Here is an 18,598-nt window from a genome sequence, read left to right on the forward strand (position 1 = left end):
ATCTCATTTTTTTAACACTCAATGGCGTTAACAGCAAGGCCACCTTTTGAAGTCTCTTTATATTTCTCAGACATATCTTTACCTGTTTCCTTCATAGTCTGAATGACTTTATCTAGTGTGACAAAGTGTTCATCGTCATCATGAAGTGCCATTTGGGCTGCATTAATGGCTTTTACGGCTGCAATTGCATTTCGTTCAATACAAGGCACCTGAACCAAACCACCAATCGGGTCACATGTTAAACCCAAGTTATGTTCAAGCCCAATTTCAGCCGCATGTTCCACCTGTTCAGGCGATGCTCCTAAAATCTCGGCTAACCCTGCCGAAGCCATTGCACATGCCGAACCGACTTCACCCTGACACCCTACTTCTGCACCAGAAATAGAAGCATTGAGTTTACATAAAATGCCAACGGCTGCCGCACTTAAAAAGAAACGAACCACTTTATCTTCGGAAAAGTCTTTAGAGAAAGTCACGTAGTAATATAAAACTGCCGGAATAATTCCTGCGGCCCCATTTGTAGGTGCCGTCACTACTCGACCGCCAGCAGCATTTTCTTCATTTACCGCTAAGGCAAATAAATTGACCCATTCCATCGCATGAAAAGTCGTCACAATCAGGTTTGAGTTTTTCTTATTTAATAACTTATCGTGAATTTTTTTAGCCCGACGTTTTACGTTTAATCCGCCCGGTAATATGCCTTCATTAATTAATCCGTTGTGAATACATTGCTGCATCACTTTCCAGATTTCCATAATCTTGCTACGAATCTCAGCTTCACTCCGCCAGCTTTTTTCATTTTCAAGCATTAACTCGCTCACTGATAAATGATGAGTTCTACATAAGCTTAAAAGTTCAGCCGCACTGTGAAACGGATATGGAACCTTAACGTCGTTAGTTTCAGTTTGAGTTGTTGCTAATTGCCTTTGGCTAACAATAAAACCGCCACCAACCGAATAGTAAGTTTCTGCATATAAAATTTCTTGAGCCTCGTTATACGCAATCAATTCCATTGCATTGGGGTGATAAGGCAAAGATTCATCTAAAAAAAGCACATCATGCTTATAGTCAAAAGAAATAGTTTTTTGCTGATTAAGCTGGATGGCTTTATTTTCAAGAACATCTTCAATCAAGCTTGTACTTACTTGGGTATCGATATGTTCAGGGTCAAAACCCATTAAACCTAACAGAACCGCCTTGTCTGTCGCATGACCGACGCCAGTTGCCGACAGCGAACCATATAAATTCACCTGAACTTTAACCGTTGCTTGTAAATCGTTTTGCCTCAATAAATCATCCACAAAACTGTATGCCGCTCGCATGGGTCCAACTGTATGGGAGCTAGATGGACCGATGCCAATTTTAAAAAGATCAAATACACTAATAAACACTGGGTCCTACCTTAGATTCATTATTATTCGTATGTTCGTCATTATTGTGTCCTTTCGGATAGCTCTAAAATTATCATTAAGCCAAGCACAAATCACGAATAACTCTTGGGTAGTCGCACAAAAAGACAACGGTTGAACAATGGCCCTAAGCTCATGAGTCCATAGTCATAAATTTTAAGACTTCTATTTTTTAGTAGATGTTTAAAATGATTCTTAAATTAATTTAATGCATCAATTTGTATAAATAACAAACAGCATATATTAGCCATTAGTCGCACGCCCCTATTTTTACTCATTTTTACTGGTAAAGTGCTTTACATGGTTTGATACAACCTACTTAACTCAGATGCATAATTCACCTGTTCTTGCATCTGAAGTTTTTCTGCCTCTAGTCCGCTAGGGGCTTTTTTTTGAATAAGTGAAATAAAATAATAAAAGCCCATCTTTTGACAGGCTTTCTTGTTCGGTCTTAAATCAATTTTTAATTAAAAAATTAACCACAGTTCGCGTTGGTAATTTTTTTAGTCGATGGATCAATGGTAACAGTGACACGGTTTGTACGATAATCCATTGTCATTGGCTGACCTGGAGCGACTCTACGTACAATTTCTGACTTGGTTTTTTGTTTGATTTGGTCATCAGTTAAGCCAGACTGATCAACTAATTTTTGAGCTTCTTCAGCTACACAGTTAGCTTGGTTATCGCGGAATAATTTCCACTCTTCGACCACTTGACCATTTGGCAAATGACAATACCCAACCTGACCATTTGCTTCATTTCTAATTTCTAATTTTCCACCTTGCTCAACACAATATTTACTTGCTGGATTTGGTGAACCAATTTTTGGTGGAGTTGACTCTTTATGTTGTACTGCTGAGCAAGCCGTTAACGAAACAAGCGCTAATCCAAGAAAGATAGTTTTTTTCATAAATTTTACTTCTTACTAAAAAAGCTAAAGATATCAAAAAAACTCATGTTTTATATGCGTTGTTTACAATAAAAAACCTTCATAGAGAGTAACTTACAAAATAATAAATTATTCCAAGCGGTAAATTATGATGAACAAGATCAAGCAACAGATGTATGAGCTACGATCTTTCTAAGATACGTGCTCCAACGCCTTCTTGTCCCAATACATCATCTGGGTTTCTTAAAGGACATTGTTCTAATGACAAGCATCCACAGCCAATACACCAATCCATCTCATCTCGCAGCCGCGTAAGCTTTTGAATACGATCATCCAAATTTTTCCGCCAGTCCAGAGATAACTCTTTCCATTGCTGCGCAGTTAATTTAGATCCCATTGGGTACTTGCTTAAAGCTTGTTTAATTTCCTCTAATGGAATACCAACCTTTTGCGCAATTTTAATGATTGCAATATAACGCAGCACAACTAAAGTAAAACGACGTTGGTTACCATTGGTTCTTATACTTTTAATCAAACCTTTAGATTCATAAAAATGAAGCGTTGAAACTGCAACACCACTACGTTTTGCAACTTCACCTACAGTCAACAAACGGCTTTGATTCGTTTCAGTCATTTCTATTAACCATAACTTTAGTTGAGGTTTTATAAAAGGATGCTGAAACTTTGTCAAATAAAGAGCTAAATTTAACAATTCAACAGCTCAGACTATTTATAGAAATTTTAAACAATGAGAAGAATTAAAAATATGATCCGACAAAATGTATAAAAAATAATCAAATTACTTAAATTAATACTGCATTTCAGATTTCATAAACAAAATACTAGGGTCTAGTTTCACAGCCACAAATCCAAAACATATTGTAAACAAACGGCATGGGCGCACCGAGTGGATAGACTTTAGCCTCTTCTATTTTATATGTCTTCTTTCTTGATTCGATATGTAAAATATTATCGCAGCGCGCGATCACTGTTCCTTTTTTATATAGTTTTTTTCTTTCATTTTTTGCGTCGAATTTATATACCAAAAAGTAAACTTTTTCCCCTACCTCTATCTTTGAATGATTAACCATAATGTAACCATTACAATACTTACATTGCCAATCGTCCATATCTTAAAATATCACATACTCAAATTAAAAAAGTAGAATAACTGTTTTAGTATAAATTTAATAAAAATATAAATCTAAAAAAATATTTAAATTTAAAAAATAATACTTATTTGTGACATCTATCACACTAATCCCAGATCAAAATATAAAAAATAAATATATAAAAGACAAATAGTTACAAAACTATAAAACCATCACCCTTTTCCATCTAATTGAGCTTTTTGACACATCAAATTAACTTTTATAATATTGCATAAATATAATGTGCTTATTATTTCATAAAATAAAAATATAGATTAATTTATGTCTGAGTTAATATAATAAAATTAATAATTAAATATTTTCATCTTAAATTGAAAAAATTTCATTTCAATATTGATTTAAACAACTTAAAATACATAAAAATATATCTTAATTTTCTATGATGACTACTCAAAGACAAAAACTTGAACTGCCATTAGGACATAATAAATTATTACTCCATTCATGTTGCGCTCCCTGCTCTGGAGAAGTAATGGAGGCATTAATTGAGTCCAATATAAACTTTTCTATATTCTTTTATAATCCCAATATCCATCCAGTGAAAGAATATCTCATTCGCAAAGAGGAAAATATCCGCTTTGCTGAAAAACATAATATTCCATTTATTGATGCAGATTACGATACAGAAAATTGGTTTGCCCGTGCGAAAGGTATGGAAAATGAACCTGAACGTGGTATTCGCTGTACCATGTGTTTTGATATGCGTTTTGAACGTACTGCTTTATATGCTTATGAACATGGGTTTAGTTTAATCAGTAGTTCTTTAGGAATTTCACGATGGAAAAATATGGCTCAAATCAACGATTGCGGGATTCGTGCTGCTGCACACTATCCTGAAATCCAGTACTGGGACTACAACTGGCGTAAAAATGGTGGCTCTAGCCGTATGATCGAAATTAGTAAACGTGAAGAATTTTATCAGCAAGAATATTGTGGTTGTGTATATTCTTTACGCGATACAAATCGCTGGCGCATGAGTAATGGCCGAGATCGTATTAAACTTGGTGTTAAATTTTATAGTAATGCTATGGAAGAAGATTAAAAAAATCTCTATAGCGATTTAAAAATAAATATTTAATTATATTTATTTCGTTTTCTAAATTTTTTAACCTTAAATAAAAAGAGCCACATCTGGAGAATGTGGCTAAAAGGTGTACTTAGACGAGCTTTGATGTTTTTAGAATAATTAAGTTAGCTTAAAATAATATTAATAAATTTTTAAATTTAAAATATTTTTCAACTTTAATTAAATTTCATAAAACTATTAAATTCCACTAAATATTTTACCTAACGAATTAAAAATAAAATTAGCCTATATTTCATATATAAGACTGAAAAATTTAACTATTTACTTTTTGAGACTAAAAGCGAGTTTCTTAATATTTTCTATAATTTCCTCAGGTTGATGGGCAGCATAGCCTAACAAAACAGCAGCTTTTTTCGGTGCAAGTTGACAATATCGAGACAGAGGCTGAATCGCTAAATCCAAAGCCGAACAATGAGCAATAAACTTTTGCTCAGTCCATGCGCCTTTTAACCAGCATATAAGATGAATGCCTGAGTCTGTGGGCTGAACATCAAGTATGTCTGAAAGGTGCTCATTAATCGCTTTAATTAATATCTGCTGACGCTCATAGCATGCTTTGCGAACTTTACGCACATGCCTAGCATAGTGACCTTGTTGTATAAATAGAGCTAAAGCAACCTGTTCTAAGTATGAACTTCGCACGTCTGTATAGTATTTAGCAGCACTAAAGGTTTCGATTAATGCTTCAGGTACCACCATGAACCCTAAGCGAAATTCAGGAAACATCATCTTGGTAAAAGTACCAGAGTAAATAACACGTTGCTGCTGATCTAAGCCTTGTAGCGCTTGGATGGGGTGAGTGCCATAGCGGAATTCACTATTATAATCATCTTCAAAAATCCATTTTTCTGCTTTGTTCGCCCAATCTAATAAAGCAAAACGGCGAGCCAAACTCAAAGTTCCACCTAAAGGAAACTGATGCGATGGCGCAGTGTAAACAAGTTTGCTTTTTAAATAATGCTTGGTAATGTCTGCGACTTGCATGCCCTCTTCATCACTCGCGATTAAATTCACCTGAGCTCCAAAACTTCGAAAAATATTAAAAGCTGCATCATAACCCGGCTCATCTAGGCACACTTCATCATTTGCTTGAAGCAACGCATAGGCAGTCAAATGAATAGCCTGCTGAGTCCCGTTTACAATAATGATTTGCTGTTCATTACAGTTCAGCCCACGGGTTGAACGAACATATTCGCAAATCGCCTGACGCAGTGGTAAATAGCCACGCGGGTCGTGAAATTGACCCAATTGATAATAAGATTGTCGCCAAGCTTGAGTTAATAGCTTTCCCCAAAGCTGATGAGGGAATAAATCTACACAGCCCACTCCCACATGGAACATTTTTTTCTTTTGACTTGACGAAGACTGCTCTTGCCATGATGCCAATAATGCTTCCATATTCGGATTAATATTTAAGGCATGAGGCTTACTTGTTGTCGTTTTTTTTGAAATTTCTTGGATATGTATGAGTTGATCTGGTACAACTTCAGCAACGTAAGTCCCTGAACTCGGTTTAGTAAATAAATATCCTTCATCGAGTAAACGTTCAAGAGCCGCCAATACGGAATTTCGTGAAATCGACATCATGTCTGCTAAAGCACGACTTGAGGGTAATTTTGTTCCAGCGGTGAGTCTTCCATCTAAAATAGCATTACGCAAAGCTGAATATAGCCCATCTTTAATCTGGCCCTTTGGCAAAATCAAATGAGGAAAAGGCGCAGAAATTGGAGCAGCCATAACAAAACTGGTACTGTAAAAAATACAAAAAGTGTACCTTATAAAAATACCACTTTCAAAACTACACTTTAGTTGTCAATTTTCCATTACTTTAAAAATAGAGTGTACTTTTTATGCAAAAACAAGAGATTCAAATTGTCCCTGTCCAGCAACAAGACTATGCACAATGGGAAAAGTATTGGCTTGCCTATCAAAAATTTTACCAAGTTAGTTTACCTCTTCAGGTCACAAAAATAACTTGGGATCGTTTTTTCGATACAAAAGAACCTATGTATTGTGCTGTTGCCAAACAAGGTGAGCATATTTTAGGAATTGTGCATTATGTTATTCATCGTTCAACATGGGCAGAGAATAATTACTGCTATTTAGAAGACCTTTATGTTGCACCTGAAGCCCGTGGGCAACACATTGGTAAGCAACTTATCGAATATGTTCAGAAGCAAGCCATTGAACAAAACTGCAATCGTTTATATTGGCATACCCAAGAGACCAATCATACAGCTCAAAAACTCTATGACTGGATTGCACAAAAACCAGGTGTTATTGAATACCGCATGTCTTTAACCTAACAAGTAAAAACACCAAAAGCCTTAATTCTTTTGGTGTTTTATTTTTAACCCTAGAATAGTGTTTATTTACTTCTTACTGCGAATAAGCTTACTTACCTTGTCATTCACAGTTAAACATTGGTTAAATGCTGCGAAACGTTTGAGCTCTTGATCTAATTCAAAAAAGAAATGCTCTTTATCTTTTACTGTTTTTTCTAAATGTAAGCTAATTACCTCTAACTCTTTCACACTCCGATGTGCTTTACAATCAATTCGGCCGACCAACTCATCTTGATAAAGAATAGGTAAACAGAAATATCCAAATACGCGTTTGGCTGCTGGTACATAACATTCGATCCGATAATCAAACTCGAATAAAGAAGTTAAACGGTCACGATGAATGAGAGAATTATCAAAAGGCGAAAGTATTTTTAAACCAAAGTCAGTCTCCACTTTTTGTTCTATTGCAGCTACATCCACATATAAAGTTTGACCGTCGGCAAGTTTCACCGCTGATACAACACCAGCATCAACCTGCTCTTTTAGTACAACTCGCATAGCCTCTTTTAAATCATTTTTCTTCAAATGAACTAATTGCTTCCATGTGAAAGCCCCATGTGCTCGAAGCGTATTATTAAATAAATACTGCGCATATTCATAAAGCGTTGGTATTCTTAAATCAATATTTTCAGGCAAGCAACGCTCAGTCAAATCATAGACTTTTTCCATGCCGTTACGCTCACAAATCATCAGATCACCCTGCATATATAACTGCTCAAAAGCACGGCGACCCGGACCTGTATTCCACCAATTCCCTAAACTTTTTTTATTTTTCTTATCGATATCACGTAGTCGAATTTTACCTTCGGCACGAACACGCGCCAATATTTCATTCATCAGGTGTTGATCACCTCTATTAAAATATCGGCTTTCCCCATTCTTAACCGACATCATAGCAGGCAAAGCATAGCGATAATCTTTCATAGGAAGATAAGACGCCGCATGATACCAATATTCAAAAATCTGACGTTCACGAACCAAACTATTTAAATGACTTAAATCATATTCAGGCACTCGGCTCCACAATATATGGTGATGAGCACGCTCAACGACAGAGATGGTATCAATCTGCACATATCCTAAATGTTCAATCGCCTGTAAAGTCCCATCTACTCCTGTCGCAAATGGACTATTTTTTCCTAAGCCTTGTTTAAGTAAGGCAATTTTTTTCAAAGAAGATGTCATAAAAATCAAATATTGTTGTATTCATTTAAAATCTAAAAATTTCAGTAACATCCTATCATTATTCCTTAATGTTCTTTGCATGCAAATCGTATTTCTTTAGATGGGTAATATTCTCAAACTACATCATATTTTATAGGTGAATTTTGCGATAACTTTTAGGTGCCAGCCTTACCACTAAAGTCATCACGAGCATCACACAACATAAATGAAAAATCCATCCCGCTTTATAAGCACCTGTAAAATCATGTAATGCCGCTACGAACCAAGGTGGTATTGCCGCAAGTAAAAAACCACCACCTTGCATGAGTGCAGATAAAGCTCCTGCATTGTTAGGCTCTTCAAAATGGTCGAGTGCAACAATAAGTGTTAGAGCAAAACAGCCTCCCAAGCCAACGCCCAAACAAATTGCCCATAAAATAGAGGCAAGTTCAGGTACAAATGCGAGACCAGAAAACCCAGCAAATTGCATGAATAGAGTAAACCATAGCCATGGACGGCGATCTTTATAGTCTCTAGCCAAAATCGGCAAAACTAATGCCGATGCTGCTTGGCTTAAAGCAAGTAAAGCGAGCAATTTTCCACTTTCCCCACTACTCCAACCATGATCTTGAAATGAAGGTGCTAACCAAGCAACAACCGAAGAATAACCACCATTAACGAGCCCAAAACACAGCATTAATAACCATGTTCTTGGTTTCTTAAGCAACATCTTTACAGGTGCTGGAGGTACATTCGAACTTACGATAGAGGGTAAAAAAATAAATGTTGAGATTAATGCCAATACAGCTGGTATAGCAAAAAAAGCCAGTCCAACAGACCATAAACCCGTTATATTGGAGACTACAGGCGCTAACCATGCGCCTAGTGCACCACCGCCCATAAGCATGGCTGAATAAAGGCCCATCATCGGACCAATATGTTGACTGAACTCTCTTTTGATAATGCCAGGAAAAGCTGCTTGTATCAGCGCGACGCCTAAACCAATCACGACTGCACTGGTAATTAAACCCTCAGCAGTAGGAAATAAAAATCTTAGTCCGCATCCAATACAAATAGTCAGTAAGGAGCCCAAAACAACGCTACGTTCCCCAACCACGCTCTGTACGATTGGACCAACAAAGGCAATAACGCCCATCAACATCATGGGTAATAAAGTGAGTAAAGCTATTCCTTGTAGACTTAATCCAGTTCCTGCCCGAATACTGGAGACTAATGGACCAATACTCGTCATAAAAGGTCTTAAATTAAGTCCAACCAAAGCGACTGTTACGATGAGCATGGGCCTAGCCAAGAAAGCTCCAGACTGCTTCATTACTCTGAGCCTGACTTATTGGTTTGATAATTTTGCCAAAGTACATAAAGATCGGTACGATCTTCAAATCGAACGGGTACATATTCAATTTTCATAGTCTGCTCAGCAAATGGTTTTGCAAGATCAGCATATATTTCAGCTGTAGATAAACCAAAGGGTGTTCCGTCTTCATTAGAATACGCATAGTGAACTGCTTTGATACCTGCTAAACGCATTGCAGCCATACACATTGGGCATGGATGTCCACTTGCATACACAGAGCAGCCTTCTAAGTTTGCAGATCCTAAAACTTGACTAGCTGCACGAATTGCAAGTAATTCAGCATGAGCCGTTGGATCATTGGTTATCAAAATTTGATTTACACCCGAAGCAATCACTTGGCCATCCTTTACAATCACTGCGCCAAATGGCCTGCCACCCTTTTCAATATTGTGATAAGCAAGTTCAATGGCTTGGCGTAAAAACATTTGATTTTCTTTCATCCGTTATCCTCAACCTAGTTTGCGCCTGCAAAAAGAAGTAACTTTTTCAATTTCACGGTATTCGCTTCAACATGCATGCTGTAGCAACGATCAGATTGATCCATATAAGAAATTTACTTATGAAAAACTCTAAGTAAACTTTAAGAGCAGAACAATTTGGAACTAGAATAAGCGTGCTTAAAACTATTTGGAAATTAAATTATTTAATCGATTGTATTAAGATTATAAATACTTAAGCATTCCGTTCTTTGCCTAGTTGGTGATAATTCTTATGTTTGACCCTCGTCTTCTTCGTGCATTCGTGACTATTTTCGAAAGTGGCAGTTTTACTGCCGCTGCTGATAAATTACACCTGACACAATCAACGATTAGTCAGCAGTTGGCACGTCTTGAAGAATCTGTTGGTCATTCTCTTATTGATCGCACATCACGACCTTTACAATTGACTGCCTCAGGTGAATATTTAATTGGTTATGCTCAAAGGATTTTGACACTTCAACAAGAAGCAGAAGCTGTTTTAAAAGATCCAGCAGGTAGTATTCCTATTCGGATTGGCTTACCAGAAGATATGATGAGTACCGCTATGGCTGAAATTTTCGGCATGTTCGCACAAGCTCATCGGTCTATTCGCTTAGATGTTACTTCTGGCCTAAGCCGTAACCTAACAGAGCGTTATCGAAATGGTGAGCTGGATATTATTATTGTAAAAGAACCAGCTGCTAGTGCTGATTGTTATGCATCTTTTCCGGAAGAAATGGCATGGTTTGAAAGTGAAAATACAACTACACCTATGTCCGATCCTATTCGTTTAGTGACTTTCCCCCAAGGAGGACTTTATCGAGATGAAATGTTTGAGACCTTAGAACGTGAACGGAAACGTTGGTATATTGCTTTTACAGGCAGTAGTTTAGAAAGTGTTTTAGTGAGTGTTGAAACAGGTTTGGGAATATCATTACTTCCTGTAAGTACCACTAAAGGACGTCGTATACGTAAATATAGGTCGTTAGGCGAAGCTTCACCTATGGTAGTTTCAATTTACACATGGGAAAAAGCTGGGTTGATTTCCCAGCTTGCTGATAAGATGACTACTATATTGCATGATCGTTTCCGATCACTCTCTTAAGCTTTTAACTTATTTCATTTAAGCTTTCAGCAATTAATTTTTCCGCCATTTCCTGAGTTTTCTTCAGACCTGGCATTCTATACTCCGTATGTCCATAGTCTTGTATAGATTTCCAGCGACCGCCCCATGTCAGTCCAACTGACTCTGCAACTTGCCCATACAGTCGATAACCCTGCATAGCCCATGGATCACGTTCAGAAATAACAACTTTACCATTTCGTTTAAATGCTACATCCGCCGCTAAACCAAATTGATGGTAACTTTGATACCCTTTTGCCTTGGTTGTATTCGGGTTGCCTGCCAACATATTTTGGCGTCCTGGACTGCGATAACCTTCAAGCAAAACAAGCTCATAACCATATTGCTCTTTCATAATTTTAAAGACCATAAGCAAACGCTGCTTATAGCGTGGATTCATTTTGTCCCACTTACGATTGACCATGTTGGTATCTAAAATTGAACGACCATCGAAACTTGCTTTATCAATAGGTGAAGAATTAATCGCACCACTGTCTTGAGAAGCATACTGCTGCTCTAATTGCGTCGCTTCAACAATTGCCGCTTCAATCAGACCTTCATCAACTTCAGGCGGTGGTGATAAGATTTCTCCATTTAATAACGCATAAATTTGCGGGTCAGTTTTTTTCAAATATTCGGCTTCAATCCGAGTTGAGCTAATCGGGCGAGTAAAGGCAAAAACTAAAATACTGGTAAATAAAAAAAATCCTGCAATTACAATCCACCATTGTTGCAAATGCCAATGAGATTGTAATTTTTCAGGTGCGGCTGCCTGATTCATAGTTTGGGCAAATTGCCTAACCTGATTCAGTTGCCGACGTCCCTGAGGTAATAACGATAGAACAAATGTTCTACCCTTATTTCTGAGTTCATAAGACATTAAAAAAGCCAGCCCTATAGCAAGGCAGGCAAAACAAAAGAAAATTAGAAAAATCATCATGAATTTACTAATTCACCGCAAACGGGCTGCGAGTCACTTTGATATCAACCGATGCTTTTGGTGCTTCCACCTCAGCTTCTGGCTCAGCTGGAGCTTTCTTAGCTTCCGCAGGTTTAGCTTGTTGGACTACCTTAGGTTGAGCGATAGGTTTTTGCTGAGCTGGCTGTATGGGGTGAGTGGGTTTAGCCACAACTTGTTGCTTAGGTGCTACCCGTTCCCCCGTTAGCTGGGCATCAAAAGGTGAAACACGTTGCTGAGTTGTTGGAGCTGCATTTTTATGAGGAGCAGGTTTAAAAATACCACTCAGTTCATTTTCTTTAGGTTGCTCAAAACCATCATGGCTCATTGGATCTGCTTGCTCTTGCTGATCAGCTGCAACTTGCCCATGTGCAGAGGAGTTCGTCATCAATACTTGATCATGTTCCTGATCTTGATTTGACTTATTCTCAACAGTTGCAGGATCTGACGAATACGGTTGAGACAAGAACAGGAACAGTGAGATGCTTACAAACACCCCGGCAATAATACCAATGATGATATAGATTACTGGTGATCTCGACTTTTTTTTATTCGATTGCAAAACTCGAATAGAAGTTGGTTTTTCCTGAGCCATTTCGTTCCATCATCAAGGTAAATAAATTGTAATATGTGCCTGCTCTTGTGGGGCAGAAATCACATTTTGATAAGTAGATAATGCTTTATCATTTTGATTATTGAGCATAAATCTTAGACCCGCGAAGGTAAGCAATGCAAAAATCAACAAGAAAATCAAAATCCAGAAAAAAGGTAATTCGCGATGAATAATATTTCGTATCTGATCGGGAATTGCCGAGAACGGCGAGAAAGCAACTTTTTTACCTTTTAAATAATCAATTTCGTCACCTACTCGCGCAACCAAATGATTCAGGCTTTCAATAGACTCAATTCGATATTTACCTTGAAAGCCCAATAACAGGCAGTAATGAAATACTTCAAGAGCCGCTAAACGGTCTTTTCCGCGGCTTCGCAATTGTTCTAATATTTCGAAGAACTGATAACCCGCCAATTGAGAACCAAATAAGCTCAATTGCAATGGACTAATCAACCAAGCATTTTGCAAATTAAAATAGCTTGGGTCTTGTTGGGTCACGATTGTTTCATCAAGCAGCGCACAAAATGCATATTTAGCATCATGAATATCATCTGCTGAAAACTGCAACTTTTTAGCTTGTTGCTCAAACCGATTAAGCAAATCTAAAATTTTTTCACGAAACCGCTGTGGGTCAGCTGGTACATACTGATTTCGAATCAAAAAGATTAAATAAAAACCATCGTGCAATAAATCGATCAGATTAATCGCCTGAAGTTTTGCTTGGGACTGACTATTATTGTTTCCTCCAGTCCCGATTTGCCCGTCATCAAATAAAGAAGGAGCACCTGTAGATTGTGACATTTTTCTCTCCTTTATCTTTAAGCGTTCATGACCGCAATCAGCTCAATACTGATATCTTGGAAGCCAGCTGGAACGTAAATACAAATCGTCTCTGAATCTAACATGCGTTGATAGAGTTCATGATGTGGTTCGATTTCGAAATAACTTACGCCAGAACGTACTGGAATAGCCGTTGGAACTTGTATTAAGTGGTGTAATGGAATGGCCGGCAATGCTGCAACAACACGCTGCTCAACATCCAGCGTACTACCGATTTTAAATCGTAGAGGTACAATCTGAATCAATTCGTGAGTCTGCATTGCACTACTTGATACGGCTATATAAAGTCTAGTGTCACGAGTAATCTTATCTGTCTCAAGACTTCCCACCCAATATGAAGGTCGAATTTCTTTAAGTGCAATACTGATGTAACGACTAGAAATAATAGTGTCTAATAAATCACGCAAAATGGTGTCGAGCTGAGTAAAGCTTTCTTGCAAATTGTGATGTTTATATGCAGGTAACTGATCGACTTCATAAGCTGTCGAAAAAGTTAATAATGAGCCTGCTAAACGCAATAATTCAAAAAACAATCGTTCTGGATGAATTTGCGGATATTGTAAGAAATGGTTCAGACCAGCATGTGCAGTATTTAAAGCATTTACCAACCAAAACGAAACGATATCACCTGAACGGAATTCAATTAATTTCTGTTCATTTTCTCGGTTGTTGGTTTGAATGGTTTTAATTTTTGCCTTAATAACATTCAATGTTCTTTTTAAATTCGAAACCAATGTTTCAGATGCATCGACATGCAAAATAGGTGGAATAAATTTGCGATCAATTTCAAAAGCACCTGAACTCTGACGTTTGATTTTACCTATTGGCAAATAGAGGAAACCATCCAGATTATGATCAGGATTGCTGTTTGCATCTAATAATTTAAACACAGCTCGACGACGTAACAAGCTGATATCTGCTTCTGTCGCATTTGTGAAAAGATCGTGAGTCTCCACAAGATGCGATTGGTAACGTCCCTTCTGTGACTGGTTTTGATCGATTAAATTTTGTTTATTGGCTTGTAGTAGTGGTAATGCCAAATAAATGACCATCTCACCACGTAAATTAAGCTCATCAAGCAAAATTGGTTCAGGTAGTAAGTCATAAGCCGGTGCTTGGTATATTTCACCGTCTTGCCAAATCATTTCTACCGACTCAAGCGCAAGAATATGTGTACTAAGCTGTGCTTCATCAAAACTAAGTTTTTGAACACCATATGAAAATGGCACAACAGCGCGGACGGTGTGATTTAAACGTTGTTCATGATAAGTATCTTGAATTTGGAAATGTTGAGGTCTTAAAAATAAACCTTCGCCCCACAGGACTTTTTCAGCTTTAAACATATGTCTTTACCAATCTTTATTCGTATTCATTTTTAGGCTGTACACCTAACATTTCCTGAACCATTTGTAATGGATTTTCATCTTTAATGACTTGTGCCAACCATTCATGTAATGGCATTTGACTCCATTTAATGGTCTTTTGAAGCATATAACTCACAGGACTATGTGGCTCATTGGCCTGAAAATAATCGGCTATTTCTTGTAGCACTTTCATTGCTTGCTCACGGTTAGCCAAGTGAGTTTGTGCTTGAGGCTGAAACATAGGCTGTTCTGATACGATTTGTTGTACAGGCACTTGATTTTCCATAGATGGAGTCGTGATAACAGCAGCCTGTTCTTGGGTTTGGGCAAGCCCAGTACCAAAAGCCTCTGCTTTATAAATCTTGCGTAAAGTGCTGTGAATTGTTTCAAATGCAGAATCAATTGCAGCAAAACTTGGTGAATCTAATCCCATTAAGTGATCAAGCGTCTGTTTTAAGACATTCCACTCAGTTAAAACTGAAGTAAATTCTTGATAATTTGAATATTGAAAGGTTTTAGACGTATTAAAGATCGCTTGATCAAATTGTTCCAATTCAGATGGGCCTGATTGGCTGTCATAATCTTCAGTTTGCTTACGACGAATGTTCTCGTGATATAGAAAATTATCGTAATCAAGCAAATTGTAATAAGGCACTGCGCTAGTTAAAGACACTTTCTTCAACAAACCAGGCAACTGATTAATTAAACCTTGTAATAAACCAATGCGTTGGTCCAAATCATCATCTTCAATAATCGGATGAATATCCTGCCAGTATTGGTTCAGCATGGTATGGGTTAATGTTAAACCCTTTACCATACCTTCAAAACCATTTAGATGAGTCCAGGCTTCTATTAACCATGTTAATAGACGGATATCTTTGGTTTTTTCTGTGAGCAAAGTGCTTACACTCTTTGCAACAAAATCCCAATCTGCCTGTTTCCGCTCAGCAACCCAATCCCCCTGATCTAATAGTAGATCATCCTCTGTTCTTGCTTTCTTTATTTCGTGAAATTCATTAGAAAATGAATAATCCTCACCACAAAGTAAGCTGTCATTAATGGGTTTAAGTAGTTCAGAAATATCAATACTCATCTAATTTTGGCTCTATTAATTTTAAACTTCTGATTTCAACTTTTTACTAGTCCGTTTTTTAGCGGGCTTCGCCACCGGATCTAATAAATATTGGATTTCATCATCTTTCGCATCAATCATGATCACTTTCGGCAATTTTTGATCTGCTAACGCCACTAAAATTTCAGTTGCCAAAGCAGGTAAAACTGTCGAATTTAAGATGTTATCGACATTACGGGCGCCACTATCCACTTCAGTACAACGGCTGAGTAGCAACTCGACCAAGTCATCTGAATATTGGACTTCTGTTCCATATTGTTTTTCAATTCGAGCGGTAATTTTGCCCAATTTATGTTTAATAATTCGAACCAATAAATCGTCATGCAACGGGAAATATGGCACAACTCTCATACGCCCTAAAAAGGCTGGTTTAAATTGTTTATATAAACTTGGTTTTAAATGTTCGATTAATTCTTCTGCTGTAGGCCACTCTTCAACAGGCTGATTTAAACACGCCTGCATAATTGCACTAGAACCTGCATTTGAAGTTAATAAAATTGTCGTGTTTTTAAAATCAATAACGCGACCTTCACCATCTTCTAAAGTACCTTTATCAAATACTTGGTAGAACAGCTCTTGTACATCACTATGTGCTTTTTCAATTTCGTCGAGTAGTACAACACTATAAGGATTACGACGTACTGCTTCGGTTAACACACCACCTTGACCATAGCCCACATATCCTGGAGGTGCACCTTTAAGTGAAGATACCGTATGCGCTTCTTGATATTCAGACATATTAATCGTGATTAAATGCTGTTCACCGCCATACAGCTCATTTGCTAAGGTGATTGCAGTTTCAGTTTTACCTACCCCGCTAGGTCCAACTAAAAGGAATACACCTTGAGGTTTATTCGGATCTTCTAATTTAGCTTTTGATGTTTTAATACCTTGAACCAATTGTGTAAGTGCATAATCTTGGCCCATTACACGCTCGCCCAATTTATCTTCAAGCGTTAAGATTTGCTTAATTTCATCATTTACCATTTTCCCAACAGGAATACCGGTCCAATCAGAAATAATTTCATTAATAATTTGAGAATTTACACGCTCAAAAACTAATGGCTGTTGGCCTTGAAGATCAGCAAGGTCTTTGCGCATTAAATTAATCTGATCATAGGCTTCAGACTCATTAGAATGACTCTGCGCTTCTAATTCCTGGATTTTACGAACTAGCTCTAATTCTTTTTGCCATTGTTCCTGAGTCTCTTGAATTTCATTTTGTAAAAACTCTAAATGATTTTTCAGGTTCTCTAATCGTTCATGATGTATTGGAATCTGACGATGTTCATTTTCCAAAATCTGTTGCTCAAGCTTTAAGTTATGTTCTTGTGCCTTCAATTGATCAAGTTTGACTGGCTGTGCATTTTGGGTCAAAGCTACGCGTGCTGCCGCAGTATCTAGAACACTCACTGCTTTATCCGGAAGTTGACGACCACTGATATAGCGATGAGAAGCATGTACAGCTGTGATAATTGCTTCATCATCAATTTGTAAATTAAAGTGCTTCTGCATCACTGGAATCATTGCACGCAGCATATCAACAGCAACTTCTTCGGTCGGCTCTTCAACCTTTACGACCTGAAAACGGCGGCTTAAGGCAGCATCTTTTTCAAAATACTGTTTATATTCAGCCCATGTTGTTGCAGCAATCGTTCGTAGCTCACCACGTGCAAGAGCAGGTTTTAAAAGGTTAGCAGCATCATTTTGTCCTGCTTGGCCACCTGCACCAATAAGTGTGTGTGCTTCATCAATAAATAAAATAATAGGATGAGCCGAAGCCTGAACTTCTTGAATCACTTGTTTTAAACGATTTTCAAACTCACCTTTAACACTTGCACCTGCTTGTAAAAGGCCCATATCTAAAACATGCAAATGTACATTTTTTAAAGCTTCAGGCACTAAACCTTGAGCAATTTTTAAAGCTAGCCCTTCAACTACAGCTGTTTTACCTACACCTGGTTCGCCAGTTAAGATCGGGTTGTTTTGACGTCTACGCATTAAAATATCGAGCATTAAACGAATTTCAAATTCGCGCCCAATAACAGGATCAATTCCACCATTCTTCGCTTTTTCAGTTAAATTAATCGTATATTGATCTAAAGCTGGTGTTTTTTGAGTTTTTACAGTTGGAGTAGCGACTTGTTCTAGCTCATCTTCTTCTTGTGAAGAGGTTTTAGTTTCTTCTTGTTGTTCTACGCTCTTTTCACAAATCTCAAGAAACTTATGTTTCATTGAATCTATAGGTAAAAGATCAAATAAACTCGAAGCTCTTGTTGCGATTTGATATAAATCTGGTGCAGTTAATAATGCAACCAATAAGTGACCACTACGAATGACAGGATTTTGTTCTGCTGAAGCCAGTAACCAAGCTTGCTCAAATAAACGCACAATTGATTTGGCAAAAATTGGAGTACGTGTATTCCCTTTTGGTAATTGAGAGATTGTCTCTTTTAAATCATCTGCCAAAGCGTCAGCTGAGATTTTATATTTTTTTAATAAAATTTTTAAATCATTTTCTAAAGGCTGATTAAGTAGCTCTAAAAATAAATGTTCAATTTCAATTTCGTAGTTTTGCTGAAGAACACAAGCATTAGCTGATTTTTCTAAAGCAGTGCGCGCAACTGTAGAAAGTTTTGTAATTAAAATTTTTAAACTACTCATCATTA

The 18,598-nt window shown here is 37.3% G+C and carries 17 protein-coding genes; 3 read left to right on the forward strand and 14 right to left on the reverse strand.

Annotation, left to right across the window (positions count from 1 at the left end; genetic code table 11):
- Positions 1 to 11: 11 nt before the first annotated feature.
- The 4 genes from ACIF8R_RS16455 to ACIF8R_RS16470 form a co-directional block, all read right to left on the reverse strand.
- The gene (locus ACIF8R_RS16455; protein WP_396482001.1) at positions 12 to 1,391 is read right to left on the reverse strand and encodes an L-serine ammonia-lyase; all 1,380 of its coding nucleotides are present in this window, start codon (positions 1,389 to 1,391) and stop codon (positions 12 to 14) included.
- Between the two features lie 493 nt (positions 1,392 to 1,884).
- On the reverse strand, positions 1,885 to 2,319 hold the full coding sequence (locus tag ACIF8R_RS16460; protein ID WP_396482003.1) for an I78 family peptidase inhibitor: 435 nt from the start codon (positions 2,317 to 2,319) through the stop codon (positions 1,885 to 1,887).
- A gap of 160 nt (positions 2,320 to 2,479) precedes the next feature.
- Positions 2,480 to 2,932: a redox-sensitive transcriptional activator SoxR gene (gene soxR, locus ACIF8R_RS16465; RefSeq protein WP_263613421.1), complete on the reverse strand. Its 453-nt coding sequence runs from the start codon at positions 2,930 to 2,932 to the stop codon at positions 2,480 to 2,482.
- A gap of 208 nt (positions 2,933 to 3,140) precedes the next feature.
- Positions 3,141 to 3,428, reverse strand: a complete 288-nt coding sequence (locus ACIF8R_RS16470) for a hypothetical protein (protein ID WP_263613420.1) — start codon at positions 3,426 to 3,428, stop codon at positions 3,141 to 3,143.
- Between the two features lie 424 nt (positions 3,429 to 3,852).
- On the opposite strand from ACIF8R_RS16470, the gene ACIF8R_RS16475 reads away from it, so the two are divergent.
- Positions 3,853 to 4,512, forward strand: coding sequence for an epoxyqueuosine reductase QueH (locus ACIF8R_RS16475; RefSeq protein ID WP_396482035.1), 660 nt, complete (start codon positions 3,853 to 3,855; stop codon positions 4,510 to 4,512).
- A gap of 306 nt (positions 4,513 to 4,818) precedes the next feature.
- On the opposite strand, the gene ACIF8R_RS16480 is transcribed toward ACIF8R_RS16475, so the two are convergent.
- Positions 4,819 to 6,294 (reverse strand): PLP-dependent aminotransferase family protein, encoded by a 1,476-nt coding sequence (locus ACIF8R_RS16480; protein WP_396482005.1) that lies wholly within the window; start codon positions 6,292 to 6,294, stop codon positions 4,819 to 4,821.
- A gap of 113 nt (positions 6,295 to 6,407) precedes the next feature.
- On the opposite strand from ACIF8R_RS16480, the gene ACIF8R_RS16485 reads away from it, so the two are divergent.
- A complete protein-coding gene (locus ACIF8R_RS16485; protein ID WP_396482007.1) occupies positions 6,408 to 6,863 on the forward strand; it encodes a GNAT family N-acetyltransferase in 456 nt (151 codons plus the stop codon).
- Positions 6,864 to 6,929: 66 nt separating this feature from the next.
- Here the strand turns inward: ACIF8R_RS16485 and ACIF8R_RS16490 are convergent, their stop codons facing one another.
- From ACIF8R_RS16490 to ACIF8R_RS16500, 3 genes are all read right to left on the reverse strand, one after another.
- Positions 6,930 to 8,087, reverse strand: coding sequence for a DNA glycosylase AlkZ-like family protein (locus ACIF8R_RS16490; protein ID WP_343569428.1), 1,158 nt, complete (start codon positions 8,085 to 8,087; stop codon positions 6,930 to 6,932).
- Between the two features lie 130 nt (positions 8,088 to 8,217).
- Entirely contained in the window at positions 8,218 to 9,399 is a 1,182-nt protein-coding gene (locus tag ACIF8R_RS16495; RefSeq protein WP_396482009.1) for a cyanate transporter, read from the reverse strand.
- Positions 9,399 to 9,881, reverse strand: a complete 483-nt coding sequence (locus ACIF8R_RS16500; protein WP_396482011.1) for a nucleoside deaminase — start codon at positions 9,879 to 9,881, stop codon at positions 9,399 to 9,401. Before ACIF8R_RS16500 ends, ACIF8R_RS16495 begins: the two co-directional genes overlap by 1 nt.
- A gap of 271 nt (positions 9,882 to 10,152) precedes the next feature.
- Here ACIF8R_RS16500 and ACIF8R_RS16505 point away from each other — a divergent pair, with 271 nt between their 5' ends.
- Positions 10,153 to 11,004 (forward strand): LysR family transcriptional regulator, encoded by an 852-nt coding sequence (locus tag ACIF8R_RS16505; protein WP_396482013.1) that lies wholly within the window; start codon positions 10,153 to 10,155, stop codon positions 11,002 to 11,004.
- A gap of 4 nt (positions 11,005 to 11,008) precedes the next feature.
- On the opposite strand, the gene ACIF8R_RS16510 is transcribed toward ACIF8R_RS16505, so the two are convergent.
- The 6 genes from ACIF8R_RS16510 to tssH are packed head-to-tail and all read right to left on the reverse strand — an operon-like array spanning position 11,009 to position 18,596.
- On the reverse strand, positions 11,009 to 11,962 hold the full coding sequence (locus tag ACIF8R_RS16510; protein ID WP_396482014.1) for a M15 family metallopeptidase: 954 nt from the start codon (positions 11,960 to 11,962) through the stop codon (positions 11,009 to 11,011).
- A 7-nt stretch (positions 11,963 to 11,969) separates the two neighbouring features.
- Entirely contained in the window at positions 11,970 to 12,575 is a 606-nt protein-coding gene (locus ACIF8R_RS16515) for a hypothetical protein (RefSeq protein WP_396482016.1), read from the reverse strand.
- A 12-nt stretch (positions 12,576 to 12,587) separates the two neighbouring features.
- Entirely contained in the window at positions 12,588 to 13,394 is an 807-nt protein-coding gene (icmH, locus tag ACIF8R_RS16520; protein ID WP_263613411.1) for a type IVB secretion system protein IcmH/DotU, read from the reverse strand.
- A gap of 17 nt (positions 13,395 to 13,411) precedes the next feature.
- Positions 13,412 to 14,776 carry a type VI secretion system baseplate subunit TssK gene (gene tssK, locus ACIF8R_RS16525; RefSeq protein ID WP_004702450.1) on the reverse strand — a complete coding sequence of 455 codons (1,365 nt, stop codon included), beginning with the start codon at positions 14,774 to 14,776 and terminating at the stop codon, positions 13,412 to 13,414.
- A gap of 16 nt (positions 14,777 to 14,792) precedes the next feature.
- Complete coding sequence (gene tssA / locus ACIF8R_RS16530) at positions 14,793 to 15,890, reverse strand: type VI secretion system protein TssA (RefSeq protein ID WP_198071307.1); 1,098 nt, start codon at positions 15,888 to 15,890, stop codon at positions 14,793 to 14,795.
- Between the two features lie 21 nt (positions 15,891 to 15,911).
- Complete coding sequence (gene tssH, locus ACIF8R_RS16535) at positions 15,912 to 18,596, reverse strand: type VI secretion system ATPase TssH (RefSeq protein ID WP_396482018.1); 2,685 nt, start codon at positions 18,594 to 18,596, stop codon at positions 15,912 to 15,914.
- Positions 18,597 to 18,598 lie beyond the last annotated feature (2 nt).

The organism is Acinetobacter sp. ABJ_C4_1 (genome assembly GCF_044538495.1).
Lineage (GTDB): Bacteria > Pseudomonadota > Gammaproteobacteria > Pseudomonadales > Moraxellaceae > Acinetobacter > Acinetobacter nosocomialis_A.